Raw genomic sequence first — 12648 nt, 5'->3', positions numbered from 1 at the left:
CTGTTTTAATGTCAGCAAAAGGTTACTTGTGTTTTGTTGCTTAACAATTTTTTAACCCGATGGTGTCAGGATGTCAGTATGACTTAAGGATGACGAATCTTGATCGCCCGATAATACTGTTTGAAAAAAATGTCATTTCGAGAGAGCCTGGGTAGGAATTAGCGTCAGGGCGAAAGAGAAATCTTATACGCCTTGCAATGCTGTAATGCTGAGTTTGGGCAAGATGTACAAGATTTCTCCTCACGCTGCCACACAGCCCGCGCATGTTCGTTCGAAATGACAATTGGTTTTATTGATCGATAGCGTCAACCTTGCACCGTCTTCTTCGCCGCCGATAACTTTTTCAACTCATCTTTAGCCTTGGCAAACCATACCTTATTACTTTTGCGCTCAACAGGGCTTAATTGCGATTGCTCATTGAGCATATCGGTGAAAATTTGCCATGCGTCGTCATCCCGGCCTGCTCGGGTCAAGAACATGCCGTATTCATAGCGGGGTTCAAAATAGGAGTAGCGGCCCTTCATCAGCTTAAACTCGTTTTCTGCCAGATTTTCCTGGTAAGTGAACTCGAGCGATTTGGCATACAGGATATGCGCTTTTGAACGCGCAAATTGCGGTAACTTATAAAGTTTCTGAGCAATCGGGATCACCTCATTATACAAGCCCTTTTCAAAGTAAGCTACAATGAGTTGTGCCATTACGTGCTCGTTTTCGGCAAAGGCGCCGGTAAGGCTATTCTTGTAAATTTCGAGGGCCTTATCCGTAAGACCAGCTTCCAGGTAGGCATCTGCCAGTTTTACACGGTTAGCAAAAGTATCTGTAAATCGCACCTCGTCTTCAAGACGTTTTATTTTGGCCCCCGGATTTATAACCGCCTCAACGTTGATTTTAGGTGCGCGAATGCCACGGTTAGCGAGTATTTCGCTGTAGATGTAATACAGGCTACCAAAAACAGGTATTATGATAAGGATCCAAAGCCATTTTTGTTGAGTACCACGCCTGAGGCTATGTATGATACAAAATGCCTCTAATATCAGTATAAGATAATAATAATTGCCACCGCCAAAGTACATGCCTGTTTATGATATAGGATTTAGTAATATCCAAAAATAACGAAAATACAGATGCTAACAAGGGTGTTTATAGCTGGCGAAGCATTTTTTTGCTAATAGTTTGAGTATCGCGGAAGCCGGTTTAGTTATAGTTTTAAACAAAAAAGCCACCGGGTTTTATTACCGGTGGCCTGATATTAAAATAGCCCTAATTGTCCCTGGTCATCCATGTCGATGTCGTCGGGGTTAGTGATCTCAAAATCAATTTTTTTTGGTGGTTTTGGTGCCTCTTCTGATTGATCGGCTGGTTCGGCCGGTTCATCATGCTGAGCAACCTCCGGCTGATCTTCATTTACCTCTGTTGATGTAGCTGCATCTTCTTCGGTGGTTTCAGTTTCTGCTTCTGCTGTTTCAGATTCAGTTTCCTGGTTAATGCCATCGTTGATTAGTTCAACTGATTTTACCGGGTGCTGTGAAAGGCGGTTGCCCATGGCTTTCATGCCTTTAACATCAATAACATCTGCCAAATTCAGTTCAAGGGTTTCAGATGTTTGATCCTTGCCTTTCAGATGTGTCATGCTGATTACCGGCGCGGTATGACCAATCAATACCATTTTTGATCCGGTTTCTTCACTGATCAGACTTATCTGTTTGCCTACCGCTATGTTTTCGAAAGAGAAACGCTTAACGAGGTAGTTTTTTGATTTGCCTTCGATGTGCACTATCGAGAACACGGCTTGCGGATCATACTTTTCGATAAGGATCATCTTATCATCAAAGTGGTTATTTAAGTCGAAGCTGCTTAACTCATAAACGCCGTTGCTAAGCACGGTAAGGATACGGTCGTCGCCATCAAATTCACCCAGGTATTTACCGCGGCTATCAGCATTCAGGCGCTTCAGGATATCATCGTACCAAATCTTGCGACCGGCCAGGGTTGACACGCCCTTGCTTTTCAGTATGATTTTTTTAACCGGGTATTTGGTAATGATATTGCCCATTGAACCGCGGCCTTTGATAGCTATTGAAGCAAAATCCTCGTCAAACTGTAGTTTCTTGAGTTTGGAATGAGGTTTAAGCTGTACGTTTACTACTTCGGCCTCACCGTTAGGGTTGGCTGTAAAGTACAATACTTTTGAGCCTTTAGTGCCCTTGGTAAGGTCGTATTCCTTATCGCGGGTTACGCCCACTACCGAGAAGCGTTTGATATAGCTGATGCCGCTTTCGCCATCTTTATATATCATATTGTAAACGGTGCGCTCATCGTTCTTCTTAAACACGGCAACATGGATAATGTCTTTACCCACAAAAACCTTGTCCTGTACCTTGGTAATGATGCAACGTCCATCACCCCTGAAAACAATGATCTCGTCAATGTCCGAGCAATCGCCAACATACTCAACCGAGTCGTCTTTTTTCAGGCCTGAGCCAATAAAGCCGTCGGCCCTGTTAACGTATAGCTTGATATTAGCCAAAGCTACCTGGGCAGCTTCCACTTTATCAAAGGTGCGCAGCTCTGTTTTACGTTCGCGGTCCTTGCCGTATTTATCCTTTAGTTTCTGGAACCAGGCAATGGTGTATTCGGTAAGATGTTTCAGGTCGTGCTTAACCTGTTTTATCTCATTCTCGAGCGCCTTCATCTGCTCATCCGCTTTTTTAACGTCAAAGCGGGTGATGCTGCTCATAGGTTTATCTATCAGCTTTTTATAATCTTCGGGCTGTATGGTACGATAAAACTGGGGGAAGAAAGGCTCAAACAAGCGGTTCAACACTTCAAGCACTACCTCAAAATTGCCAGAGTTTTCGTACTCGGGGTTCTTATACATCCCCTCCTGGATAAAGATCTTGAGTAAGGAACTGAAGAAGATCTTCTCCATCAAATCCTTTAACCTGATCTCCAATTCCTGCTTAAGCAAATCCTTGGTGAAAAACGTGCTTTCGGTGAGCATATCGTTCACACTCATGAAGCGCGGCTTATCATCCTGTATCACACAGGTATTTGGCGATATGGACACCTCGCAATCAGTAAAAGCGTAAAGGGCATCGATAGTTACATCGGGCGAAATACCGGGAGCAAGGTGAATGATGATCTCTACATCTTTCGCAGTATTATCCTCAATCTTTTTGATCTTGATCTTGCCCTTGTCATTAGCCGAGATCACGCTATCAATCAAACCGCCGGTAGTGGTAGTAAAAGGTATTTCGGTAATGGCGAGCGTTTTTTTATCGCGCTCAATAATTTTAGCCCTTACGCGTACCTTGCCACCACGCTGTCCTTCATTATATAACGAGGCATCGGCCATACCTCCTGTCGGAAAATCCGGCATCAGGTTAGGGCGCTCGCCTTTTAATACAGCTATTGAAGCATCAATAAGTTCAATAAAGTTATGCGGTAAAATTTTGGTGGCCAAGCCCACCGCAATACCTTCGGCACCCTGTGCAAGCAACAACGGGAACTTTACCGGCAGGGTAATGGGCTCTTTATTACGACCGTCATAACTGGCCTGCCAAATGGTGGTATCCGGATTGAAAACAACGTCAAGCGCAAACTTCGATAAACGGGCCTCAATATAACGCGGAGCAGCGGCCGAGTCGCCGGTTACTGGATCGCCCCAGTTGCCCTGGCAGTCAATCAAAAGATTTTTCTGGCCGATCTGAACCATGGCATCACCAATAGAAGCGTCACCATGCGGGTGATATTTCATGGTATTACCAATAACGTTGGCAGCTTTATTATATCGCCCGTCGTCCATCTCCTTCAATGAGTGAAGGATACGGCGTTGTACCGGCTTTAAGCCATCATTAATATGCGGAACGGCCCGGTCAAGAATTACATATGATGCATAATCAAGAAACCAATTTTCATATAACCCATCGAGTGAGGTAACAGTATGTAGTTTTTCTTCATTAGGGTTTGGTGTATCGTTTTGATGCAGATCGTCACTCATTATTCAATAAAAACTTTTGGATTGGTAAAGATACGGATTATGTGTTGATGTGGAGATGAGGTAAACTATATTTTAATGAACAGACAATTTGCAATTGCATCAAAATTGTTACGTTTGTCTTGGTTTTAACAGGTAACAATTGTAAATTGATAGCGTAAAAATCATTGGTATAACAATTAAATAATTGATCTCTCCGTTAAAGCACCGTACAATTAATTAATGGTACGCGAATTTTGATTAATTAATTGTTTATATATTTACCTATGGTGTTAAGCAAGGATTGTTTCTTGCATACCCCCTAAAATGAAAACTATTTTGAAGCTAACCCGGCCCTTATTACTTATGGCTTTATCGTTGCTGTGCTTTATAAAAAGTATTGCCCAGATAAATCCACGGCCATTATATGCCCAAAATAACAAGAAACACGCCACTGCGAAAGCTAAGTCTGGCTATTCAAAATATCCATCAGGAACAGATCAGTTTAAGGAGTTTACCAAACTTGTAGCCCAGGCCAATGTAATTTACATGCAGCCTAAAGGGTTCAAAGAAATTCCGGCGCCCAATGATGAGGATTTTTCATTTGATTACGCCCTGCAGTTACCCGGACAGGATTTTGAAGTGTGGTTCCAGGTAAAATCCCAAAAGCAAAACTATACCAGCTATGAGCAGGGCCAATATGATATCGACAGGGAAACCGAAAATCCCGATTCGATATATATTAATATGAGTAAAGCCCACGCCACAGCTTTTACAGGCGAGCGTGAAAACCCAATCCGTACCATTCCGGCCAATGTTTTAAGACGTTATAAGGCCGATGCCGGAAAATCATACCTGTTAAACCTGCTTGATCTGCCCGCAACCAAACATTACAAATATGCCTTGCTGATAGCCCTGCAGCGTAACCATACCGGCACTATCATGGCCGTTTGCTTTACCAACGATAAAGGCCCCGAGTTTTTTAAAAACGTTGACAGGGCAAGCAATTGTTTAAAGTTTAAGCCGTAAGATTTTTTGATAATCAGGAAGTAAGCTTCCACTTGAAGATAGGTGCGTGTAACGTATAACCATCTTGGTGTTATGCACCGGTAGGTGCTACCTGTTTGTAGAAAAGCTTAAAAGCAGTTTTTGCGCCGTAGGTGCTACCCTGACGGAGCGGAGTATGTTGGAGAGGGTAGCCTCTACGAGGCAAAGGTTTGTTGCCGTTATTTTGCTACAAACAGGTATCCCCTACGGGGAATTAGGTGGTAATAAAATTGCGTAGGCACGTTGGTTTGAGATGGAGCGGGGGAGAAGAGTGATAGCTGGCGTGTGTCTCTTTGTCTCGATCGTGATGCTTATAACACACCTCTACACCCCTTTCAAGAATAATAGCTCATCATTAGACAGCGACGGAAGATGAAAGGCTGTATAATTGACTCACCCGGTCTACGCTGCGCTGGACCACCCTCTCTCCGGCTTCGCCGCAAAGAGGGAAAAGAAAATAAAAAACAGAATCCCCTCTTTACGCTTGCGTAGAGAGGGGTGACGAGCGCAGCGATGTCGGGGTGAGTAGATATGCGCGCTGATTTTACGAAAATGTCTAACGGTGTGCTCCACCCCTCTCAAGAGGGGAATCGCACGGCCCTGCTTTTTATAAGGATTCTATCCCCAATGTTAATAAGTTGATATCTGCTCCCCGTTAATTAAGCCGGAAGTTTTATTTTTGCAGTTAGGCGTATTTTGCGCTGTTTTAAATTCTCTACTTTATATACATGGCAGAACCAGTTAATTATAGTGAAGATAGTATCCGCTCCCTCGATTGGAAGGAGCACATCCGTTTACGTCCCGGTATGTATATTGGTAAACTGGGCGATGGCTCTGCTTATGACGATGGTGTATACGTATTGCTTAAAGAGATTGTCGATAACTCGATAGATGAGTTTGTGATGGGATCGGGCCGCACCATCGAGGTTAACATGAGCGATCATAAAGTATCTGTGCGTGATTATGGCCGCGGTATCCCTTTAGGTAAAGTGATCGATTGCGTATCTAAAATAAATACAGGCGGTAAATATGATAGTAAGGCTTTCCAGAAATCGGTAGGTTTAAATGGAGTGGGTACCAAGGCGGTTAACGCGCTTTCCAACTCATTTACTGTACAGTCATATCGTGATGGGCGCACTAAACTGGCCGAATTTGCCAAAGGCGAGCTCATTCGCGATGAAAGCGAAAAAGATACCACTCAACGCAACGGTACCGCTATCAACTTTGTTCCTGATGATACTATTTTCAGGCATTACCGGTTTATCCCGGAGTTTGTTGAAAGCATGATCTGGAATTACGTGTTTCTGAATGCGGGGCTGACCATCAACTTTAATAATCAAAAGTATTTTTCAGAACGCGGTCTTTTTGACTTGCTTAGCCGTAATACCGACGCCGAGACTTTACGCTATCCGATTATTCACCTGAAAGGGGAGGATATTGAAATAGCGATGACCCACGGCCAGCAATACGGTGAGGAATATTATTCATTCGTGAACGGCCAAAACACCACCCAAGGCGGAACGCACCAAGCGGCTTTTCGTGAGGCGGTAGTAAGAACCGTGCGAGAGTTTTATAAAAAAGAGTTTGATGCTTCGGATATCAGGGCTTCTATTGTTGCCGCTATAGCTATCAAGGTGCAGGAGCCGGTGTTTGAGTCGCAAACCAAAACCAAGCTGGGCTCACAAAATGTTGGTCCGGACGGCCCTTCGGTACGTGGTTTTATCAACGATTTTGTTAAGAAAGAACTTGATAATTATCTGCATAAAAATACAGAAGCTGCCGATGGCCTGTTGAAACGCATTCTGCAGTCGGAGCGTGAGCGTAAGGATATTGCCGGCATTAAGAAACTGGCCAACGAACGCGCAAAAAAAGCATCATTACATAACCGCAAACTACGCGATTGTAAATTGCACTTTGATGATACACACGAACGTAAACAGGATACTACACTATTCATCACCGAGGGTGACTCGGCCAGTGGTTCTATCACCAAATCGCGCGATGTGATGACACAGGCGGTATTCAGTTTAAAGGGTAAACCGTTAAACTGCTTTGGCCTAACCAAAAAAGTGGTTTACGAAAACGAAGAATTTAACCTGCTGCAACACGCCCTGAATATTGAGGATGGTCTTGACGCTTTGCGTTATAACAACATAGTAATAGCTACCGATGCAGATGTGGACGGTATGCACATCCGCCTGTTGCTGATGACTTTCTTCCTGCAGTTTTTTCCTGACCTCGTGAAGGCCGGTCACGTTTCTATCCTGCAAACACCATTGTTCCGTGTGCGTAATAAAAAGGAAACCATTTATTGCTACAGCGATGAGGAACGCCGTAACGCAATTGCCAAATTGGGTAACAAGCCTGAGATCACCCGATTTAAAGGTTTGGGTGAGATCTCGCCTGACGAATTTGGCTTGTTTATCGGTAAGGATATGCGCCTTGACCCTGTAATATTAAGGGATGCCAACATTAAAGCGCTCCTGGAATATTTTATGGGTAAAAACACGCCAACCCGCCAAATGCATATTGTAAACAACCTGCGGGTTGAAAAGGACGACGAAAGCATTAACCCGACAATAGTTAAAGAAGCTGATGCCGAGGAAGAGTTGCCGGTAGCTGTATAAAGAACCATGATTTGCCTGATTAAAGGATTCCCCTGAATATAGTAACATAGGGAGGCTTTGATCAGGCTTTTTATATCATGGAAATCAAATAATCCTAAAAATCAGGATTCTTATTGAAAAATTTCCTTATCTTGTTTCCCCCTGTTTTTTAAAGGGCGAACATTGTATGATAAGTCACGAAATTAAAATAGCCTTTGATGAATATGAGTCACTGGCCGATCTTGATAAAGCCGACAGGCTGTTATGTCTTGAAGCTCAGAAAGCGTTAAAAAATTCACATTCTCCATATTCAAAATTCCGTGTTGGGGCTGCGCTTCGTTTGCAAAGCGGTAAAATATTACATGGCAGTAACCAGGAAAATGTAGCATATCCATCGGGTTTATGTGCCGAACGCGTGGCATTGTTTAACTGGGGCGCTAACCATCCCGATGACCCTATTGAGGCCATGGCGGTAACAGCGCATTCGGACGAATTTCCTATTGTAAAGCCAATTACATCATGCGGCTCTTGTTTGCAGGTATTAGCCGAATGCGAAAAGAAGCAAAATCAATCAATAAAAATTATATTGCACGCCGAAGATGGTCCGGTATGGATTATCAAAGGCATTGAAAACCAATTGCCGTTTTTATTTTTTGAAGAACGCATAGCTACCCCGTAATGAAAATAAAACTTTTTTTACTCTTTATCGGCCTTGTACTCAGCGCCGGTGTATCGGCCCAGCAGGGCTTCCCGTTTGACAACGAGATCAGGGCTTTTAAACACCAGGACAGCGTAAGCTTTCCCAAGCCAAATGGTATTTTGTTTATCGGCAGCTCGTCTATCCGCAAATGGACAGATCTGGAGCAGCGTTATGCTAGCAAGCCGATTATCAGAAGGGGAGTAGGTGGCTGTGAACTATGGCAGATAGCTGATTATTACACACCTTATATCCTGTTTCCGTACAAACCGCGCAAAATTTTTATTTACGCTGGTGAAAATGATATAGCTGCCGGAAAATCAGCGCGGGATGTAGCTGCTTCGTTTACCAAGCTTTGGCAACTCATTCATCAGAAACTGCCAAACGCCGAGGTGTATTTTATGTCGATAAAACCAAGCCCGGTTCGGGCTAAATATTATGATGTTGTTTATGCCGCGAACGAGCTGGTGAAAAATTACCTGAAAGGTAAACCCAAAAGTTACTATGTAGACCTGGTTCCGTCTATTTATAAACCGGGCACCACCCGGCCCGATTCAAGTTTGTTTAATGACGATTACCTGCACCTTAACAGCAAAGGTTACGATCAATGGCAAAAGGTGCTTGATCCGCTGGTAAAATAAAAAAGGCCCCGCACCAAACGGGGCCTTCACCTACTTACATATTAAACACTAAACTAAAACTTGCTTATTTAAAAACGCTGTACACGTTTGTGATTTTCCAGCCGCTGCCGGTGTTGGTAACGGTTACATAATTGCTGCGGGTAAAAGTGTTGTATTTCATATCAACTTTTACTACTGCCAGGTCATTGTTGCTTTCAACAATTGAAGTACTGGTGATGCAATCCTGCTCGGTATTTTTGTTGGCTTTTAATAAATCAACTACTTCGGTTTTGCTAAAACTTAATACTTTAGTGCCACGTAACATGCTGAATTTTGCCGACTGATCTACCACATCGTTAAAGCCCTGGATTTTGCCGCGGGTCATGGCATCAATGTATGTGTTGATCGCATAATTTTTGGTTAAGTTATCGCCATCTATTTTATTTGCTGCTTTTGCTGCGGTGCCTACTACTAAAAGGGCTAAGCCAAGCATGATTGATTTTAAAGTTTTCATATTGTTGTTGTTTTTAAGGTTTTTAAATTCTAAATTGTTTTTATACTCATAAGACATCCCTACCACGCATTACGTTACAACATAAGCCACTAAATATGACGATTTAACAAACATTTAACATTTTCGCATATTTTTTAGGAATCATGATAACAGTATGCCGTTAAATAATACTTATGGTTGATTTTAATACCATTATTTTGCAATTTGCCGAACAGGGCGAAAAAACCGGGTGGACTTACATTGAAATTCCGGCAGATATTGCACAGGAAATGAAGCCCGGAAATAAAAAATCATTCCGGGTAAAAGGTAAGCTTGATGAATTTGAGGTTAGCGGAATGGCATTAATGCCCATGGGTGAAGGCAATTTTATCATGGCCTTGCGCCGGGAGATCTGCAAATCCATTCATAAACACCGCGGCGCCATGCTTCGGGTACGTCTTGAGCCCGATGACGATTTCAAATACATTATTCCCGATGATTTGCAGGAGTGTTTAGAATATGAGCCAGAAGGCGGTGAGTTTTTTCACAGCCTTGCCGAAAGCCACCGGGGATATTTTATAAAGTGGATTGATAGCGCCAAAACGGAAGCTACCCGCGCAAACCGGATAGCCAGCACGGTTAACGCCATGGTACGCCGTATGGGTTATGGGCAGATGTTAAGGGCGCAAAAAAAGGCAAGGGAGTAATATATGACGCAAACTATGAGTATCCCTCCATTTAAACTTAACGGACGTATCTGGTTAGAAATAGACGAAGAAAAAGTACTTGGCCATGGCCGGGTTGAACTGCTTGAGCGGATCCATGAGTCTGGCTCTATCAGGCAGGCTGCACTGCAAATGAAAATGTCATACAAGCAAGCCTGGGACCTGGTGAATCATATCAATAATGGTTTCAAACAACCGCTTGTAATCTCAAAGCGAGGGGGGAAGGGAGGCGGAATAGCTTTGCTTACGCCTTTTGGGCAAGAAGTTATCGTGGAGTTTAAGGAATTACAGCAAAAATTCTTTCGTTTTCTGGACGAAAACGGGAGAAAGTAAAGATTTTATTGCTTTTACAGGCGAAAATTTCAGAATTGGCATTGATGTCTGAATAAATTATCGGATCTATTCTGCATTTTTGCGTTATACTTTTAAAAACATAACGAAAATCACTGTATGAGAAAACAATTACCTATTTTAACTCTGCTTTTTATTGCTGTAATTATGTTTTGCCACAGCAATGCTATCGGGCAAGCAGCAGATACAAGTAAAAGCGTATTCAACCTTGGCCAGGTAAATATCATCGGCATAAAGGATAGCGTACGGTCAAGCAAGTTGAATATCCATACCCTTAATTTGTATAACCGGTACGATGTTTCACACGCGCTGAATTTGCTGCCGGGTGTTATACTTACCGCGGTAGGCCCGAGAAACGAAGCGGCTATTAATGTACGTGGGTTTGATATCAGGCAAGTACCGGTTTATTTGGATGGCGTTCCGCTTTATGTGCCTTACGATGGTTATGTAGACCTTGCCCGTTACAACACTTTGAATTTGTCTGAGATCATCGTATCTAAAGGATATTCTTCTGTACTCTTCGGCCCTAATGCCGAAGGTGGTGCCATAAATCTTGTTAGCCGCAAACCGGCTAAGCAATTTGAATTGAATGCTGTGGCCGGTTACCTGAGCGGCGGCTACAGGTTGAATACCAACATTGGCGGTACCTTTGGTAAGTTTTATTACCAGGTATCCGCTTCGCAATTGAAGCGTGACTACTTTCCGTTATCTTCAAAATTTACGCCTGTTAAAAACGAAGATGGCGGTCATCGCGATAATTCATACAGTAATGATGTTGACGTAAGCGGTAAAATTGGCTTCACCCCAACCGCATCGCAGGAATATGCTGTTGGTTATACTTATCACCATGGCACCAAAGGCACTCCTGTTTATGCCGGCGATGATACCCAGAACTCTTTGTTCAAAAACCCACGTTACTGGAAATGGCCAAACTGGGATACCCGCGGTTTGTACTTATTGAGTAACAATAAGCTCAACAGCACAAACGTAATTAAAACCCGCTGGTATTATGATCAGTTTAAAAACGAGATAGACAGCTATGATAACGCGTCATACAATACCATCACCAAGCCATATGCCTTCAGGAGTATTTATGACGATTATACCCTGGGTGGTAACGTAACTTTTGAAAACACCGACCTGAAAAATAACAATTTCAGTGTAGCGGCTCATTTTAAGCAGGACGTTCACCGCGAACATAACATTGGTGAACCTACACGCCGCGACGCCGATAATAACTTTTATATAGGCGCCGAAGATACTTATCATATCACATCAGCTTTGAAAGTGAACGCCGGTGTAGCATACAACGACAGGCGCAGCACCCAGGCCCAGCAATACACCAACAATACAATCAGCGATTTGCCAGCCAACAGTAATGGTGCCTGGAACGTACAGGGCTTAATTCAGTATGATATTAATAATTTTAATTCATTAAGCTTTTCGGTGGCGCGTAAAACCAGGTTTGCAACTATTAAAGACCGTTACTCTTACAAATTTGGTACCGCCATCCCTAACCCAGATCTGAAAGCTGAAGACGCGTTAAACTACGACCTAACTTATCACCTGCTTATTAATGACAAACTATCGCTACAGTCATCAAGTTTCTATAGCCAGATCAATAACAGTATTCAAACTGTAAATAATGTCGCTGTTGATCCGGTAACCAAAACCAACCAATCGCAGGTACAAAATGTTGGTCGTGCCCGATATTATGGCGGGGAACTCGCTATTGGTTATCTAATCTCCTCACAATTTAGAGTAGATGCAAATTACACGCAGATTATACGCGATAATTTATCAAATCCGCAGATCCGTTTTACTGATGTGCCAAAATATAAAGTATTTGCTTCGTTGCAATATTCGCCGCTTGCCAAACTGTATTTCCTGGCATCCGAAGAGTATAATTCAAAAAGGTATAGCACCAGCTACGGCACAATATCCGGAGCGTTTTACCTCACCAACGTAAAAGCTCATATTACATTGGTTAAAGGCTTTGCTATTGAAGGTGGCGTAAACAATCTTTTCGACAGGAATTACACACTGGTTGAAGGTTACCCGGAAATGGGCAGAAATTACTTTGCCAACCTGATTTATAACTACTAATTTTAAGGTAGCAATATCCTCCACGTC

At 43.0% G+C, this 12648-nt stretch carries 10 protein-coding genes; 7 read left to right on the top strand and 3 right to left on the bottom strand.

The window, feature by feature from the left end; all coding sequences use genetic code 11:
- Window positions 1–305: 305 nt before the first annotated feature.
- A complete protein-coding gene (locus DUL71_RS27435; protein ID WP_114941033.1) occupies window positions 306–1073 on the bottom strand; it encodes a hypothetical protein in 768 nt (255 codons plus the stop codon).
- A 176-nt stretch (window positions 1074–1249) separates the two neighbouring features.
- Window positions 1250–4000, bottom strand: coding sequence for a DNA gyrase/topoisomerase IV subunit A (locus DUL71_RS27430; protein WP_114941032.1), 2751 nt, complete (start codon window positions 3998–4000; stop codon window positions 1250–1252).
- Between the two features lie 303 nt (window positions 4001–4303).
- Between DUL71_RS27430 and DUL71_RS27425 the strand changes: the two genes are divergently transcribed.
- The 4 genes from DUL71_RS27425 (at window position 4304) to DUL71_RS27410 (ending at window position 8967) form a co-directional block, all read left to right on the top strand.
- Entirely contained in the window at window positions 4304–5005 is a 702-nt protein-coding gene (locus DUL71_RS27425; protein WP_154402487.1) for a hypothetical protein, read from the top strand.
- Between the two features lie 746 nt (window positions 5006–5751).
- Complete coding sequence (locus DUL71_RS27420; protein WP_114941030.1) at window positions 5752–7650, top strand: DNA topoisomerase IV subunit B; 1899 nt, start codon at window positions 5752–5754, stop codon at window positions 7648–7650.
- A 166-nt stretch (window positions 7651–7816) separates the two neighbouring features.
- Window positions 7817–8308, top strand: a complete 492-nt coding sequence (locus DUL71_RS27415; RefSeq protein ID WP_114941029.1) for a cytidine deaminase — start codon at window positions 7817–7819, stop codon at window positions 8306–8308.
- On the top strand, window positions 8308–8967 hold the full coding sequence (locus DUL71_RS27410) for a GDSL-type esterase/lipase family protein (protein ID WP_114941028.1): 660 nt from the start codon (window positions 8308–8310) through the stop codon (window positions 8965–8967). The genes DUL71_RS27415 and DUL71_RS27410 overlap by 1 nt, the downstream gene beginning before the upstream one ends.
- Before the next feature lie 64 nt (window positions 8968–9031).
- Here the strand turns inward: DUL71_RS27410 and DUL71_RS27405 are convergent, their stop codons facing one another.
- On the bottom strand, window positions 9032–9460 hold the full coding sequence (locus DUL71_RS27405) for a nuclear transport factor 2 family protein (RefSeq protein ID WP_161964521.1): 429 nt from the start codon (window positions 9458–9460) through the stop codon (window positions 9032–9034).
- A 173-nt stretch (window positions 9461–9633) separates the two neighbouring features.
- Between DUL71_RS27405 and DUL71_RS27400 the strand changes: the two genes are divergently transcribed.
- The 3 genes from DUL71_RS27400 (at window position 9634) to DUL71_RS27390 (ending at window position 12621) form a co-directional block, all read left to right on the top strand.
- Window positions 9634–10146, top strand: a complete 513-nt coding sequence (locus DUL71_RS27400; protein WP_114941026.1) for a YdeI/OmpD-associated family protein — start codon at window positions 9634–9636, stop codon at window positions 10144–10146.
- A gap of 15 nt (window positions 10147–10161) precedes the next feature.
- Window positions 10162–10497, top strand: a complete 336-nt coding sequence (locus DUL71_RS27395; protein WP_114941151.1) for a winged helix-turn-helix domain-containing protein — start codon at window positions 10162–10164, stop codon at window positions 10495–10497.
- Between the two features lie 117 nt (window positions 10498–10614).
- Complete coding sequence (locus DUL71_RS27390) at window positions 10615–12621, top strand: TonB-dependent receptor plug domain-containing protein (protein WP_114941025.1); 2007 nt, start codon at window positions 10615–10617, stop codon at window positions 12619–12621.
- The last annotated feature ends 27 nt before the right edge of the window (window positions 12622–12648 follow it).

The organism is Mucilaginibacter endophyticus, from assembly GCF_003351025.1.
Taxonomy (GTDB): domain Bacteria; phylum Bacteroidota; class Bacteroidia; order Sphingobacteriales; family Sphingobacteriaceae; genus Mucilaginibacter; species Mucilaginibacter endophyticus.
This window is presented reverse-complemented; position numbering and strand designations above follow the sequence as displayed.

Coding starts and splice junctions, on each gene's coding strand:
- DUL71_RS27435 (WP_114941033.1), bottom strand. CDS start 1,073: ATGTACTTTGGCGGTGGCAATTATTATTATCTTATACTGATATTAGAG.
- DUL71_RS27430 (WP_114941032.1), bottom strand. CDS start 4,000: ATGAGTGACGATCTGCATCAAAACGATACACCAAACCCTAATGAAGAA.
- DUL71_RS27425 (WP_154402487.1), top strand. CDS start 4,304: ATGAAAACTATTTTGAAGCTAACCCGGCCCTTATTACTTATGGCTTTA.
- DUL71_RS27420 (WP_114941030.1), top strand. CDS start 5,752: ATGGCAGAACCAGTTAATTATAGTGAAGATAGTATCCGCTCCCTCGAT.
- DUL71_RS27415 (WP_114941029.1), top strand. CDS start 7,817: ATGATAAGTCACGAAATTAAAATAGCCTTTGATGAATATGAGTCACTG.
- DUL71_RS27410 (WP_114941028.1), top strand. CDS start 8,308: ATGAAAATAAAACTTTTTTTACTCTTTATCGGCCTTGTACTCAGCGCC.
- DUL71_RS27405 (WP_161964521.1), bottom strand. CDS start 9,460: ATGAAAACTTTAAAATCAATCATGCTTGGCTTAGCCCTTTTAGTAGTA.
- DUL71_RS27400 (WP_114941026.1), top strand. CDS start 9,634: ATGGTTGATTTTAATACCATTATTTTGCAATTTGCCGAACAGGGCGAA.
- DUL71_RS27395 (WP_114941151.1), top strand. CDS start 10,162: ATGAGTATCCCTCCATTTAAACTTAACGGACGTATCTGGTTAGAAATA.
- DUL71_RS27390 (WP_114941025.1), top strand. CDS start 10,615: ATGAGAAAACAATTACCTATTTTAACTCTGCTTTTTATTGCTGTAATT.